2 protein-coding genes and 1 pseudogene are annotated in these 1,756 nt (G+C 69.4%); all 3 read right to left on the bottom strand.

Features of this window, described 5'->3' with window-relative positions; genetic code table 11:
• Nucleotides 1-518: pseudogene (locus ACE3P6_RS12645) on the bottom strand (apolipoprotein N-acyltransferase); the annotation flags it as partial.
• A gap of 3 nt (nucleotides 519-521) precedes the next feature.
• Nucleotides 522-1,400 carry a hemolysin family protein gene (locus tag ACE3P6_RS12640; protein ID WP_374395527.1) on the bottom strand — a complete coding sequence of 293 codons (879 nt, stop codon included), beginning with the start codon at nucleotides 1,398-1,400 and terminating at the stop codon, nucleotides 522-524.
• A 42-nt stretch (nucleotides 1,401-1,442) separates the two neighbouring features.
• On the bottom strand, nucleotides 1,443-1,756 hold a 314-nt coding region (gene ybeY / locus ACE3P6_RS12635), incomplete at its 5' end, for an rRNA maturation RNase YbeY (RefSeq protein WP_374395524.1).

The following is a 1,756-nucleotide window of genomic DNA, read 5'->3' as shown; positions in this document are numbered from 1 at the left end:
GCACCCAGCAGGGTCACAAGGCTCAGCAGCGACGGCCCCCCCAGCGCGGCAAGCTGGTCGAGTGGCGTGCCGATCCAGACATGCCCCAGCATCGCCCAGGGAAAGCCGGTGAAGATCACCCCCCGCAGCCCTTCCAGCGCGACGAAGGCCACGACGAATCCCAGCGCAGGCCGGGGAAACAGGCGCGCCAGAACCGCCGCCACCGCCCAGAACAGGGCAAGACCTGCGGACAAGAACACCACGGCGAAGGGGGCCATCCAGCCGGTCGCGGCCACGTCGATCAGGAAGGGCTCGACGATCCAGCTCAGCGCCAGCGCGAAATAGCCGGTCCCGGCGCAAAGCCCGGTCCAGAACGCCCCGCGCCGGTCCGGCACCCGGCCCAAGAGCCAGACCAGCGCCGCCAGCGCGACAAGCGTTGCCCCCCAAAGCCGCCAGGGCTCCTGCCCCAGCGCCGCCCCGGCACCCAGCCCGAAGGCCAGCACCATACGGCGCCAGCCGGTCAGCCAGCCCTCAACCATGCGTCACGCAGCGCCCGCGACCGGTGCCCGCACCCGAAGCCGCTTGATCCGGCGCGGGTCGGCATCGACGATCTCGAACTGGACGCCGCTCTCGTGGCCGATCACCTCGCCCCGCGCCGGAACCCGGCCGGATCGCAGGAAGACGAGCCCGCCCAGCGTGTCGATCTCCTCGTCCTCCTCGCCCGCCCGCAGGGGAATGCCCAGCGCGGCCTCGATCTCTTCCAGCGGTGCGGTGGATTGCGCCAGGATCACGCCGGGCTTCTCCTCTTTCCAGAGCGCACCCTCGTCCTCGTCATGCTCGTCCGCGATCTCGCCGATCACCGTCTCGATCAGGTCCTCGATCGTCACCAGCCCGTCGACCCCGCCATATTCGTCGATGACCAGCGCCATATGCGCGCGCTCCTTCTGCATCTTCTGCAGAAGGACGCCAGTCGGCATCGACGGCGGCGCGTAAAGAATCGGGCGCAGAAGCCGCTTCAGGCTGAACCGCCCCGTCGCGCCGAAGCCGTGCTGCAAGGCAAGGTCCTTCAACAGTACCAGCCCCTGCGGATGGTCGAGCGTGCCCTTGTAGACCGGCACCCGGCTGAACCCGTGCTGGCGGAAGACCTCGACCAGTTCGTCCTTGCCGATGTCCAGCGGCACCGCGACGATCTCGGCCTTGGGGATCGCCACGTCATCCACCCGCATCCGGCGCAGCGCGTGCAGGCCCGGCGGCGCGGCGGACGCGCCCGGCGCAGTTTCGGGCGCAGCCGCATCGGAGCCGGGGGTGAAAGCGGAAAGGAGCCTGCCGAAAAAGCCGCGCTGGCCCTCAGAGGCGGGTTCATCGGTCTCGACCTGCGGCGCGCCTTGCGCTGCGGGAGACCCGTCGGTGCTACTGCCCATCGGTCCTTTGTCCAGATACCACCCGTCACGCGGGCGCGGCCCCTAATATGGGTCAGAAACCCCAAGGCTGGCAAGTATCCGCACTTCCAGCCCCTCCATCAGTGCCGCGTCTTCTTCCTCGATGTGGTCATAGCCCAGAAGATGCAGCACGCCATGCACCAGAAGATGCGTGACATGGTCCGCCATCGGCTTGCCCTGCGCCTCCGCCTCTCGCGCGCAGGTCTCCCAGGCGATCGCGATGTCACCCAGGGATTCGGGATCGTCCGCCTCCCCCGGCTCCGGCAGGTCCGGCGCCTCGCCCACGACCTCCGCCGCCCGCTCCTCGGACGGCCAGCTCAGCACGTTGGTCGGCTGCG

Source organism: Tabrizicola sp. (genome assembly GCF_041911175.1).
Lineage (GTDB): Bacteria > Pseudomonadota > Alphaproteobacteria > Rhodobacterales > Rhodobacteraceae > Tabrizicola.
Note: the sequence above shows the minus strand (reverse complement) of the source record. Positions and strands in the feature narration are given on the sequence as shown.

What these genes read in the sequence shown, in the direction of transcription:
- ACE3P6_RS12640 (WP_374395527.1), bottom strand. Translation starts at nt 1,400, where the DNA reads ATGGGCAGTAGCACCGACGGGTCTCCCGCAGCGCAAGGCGCGCCGCAG.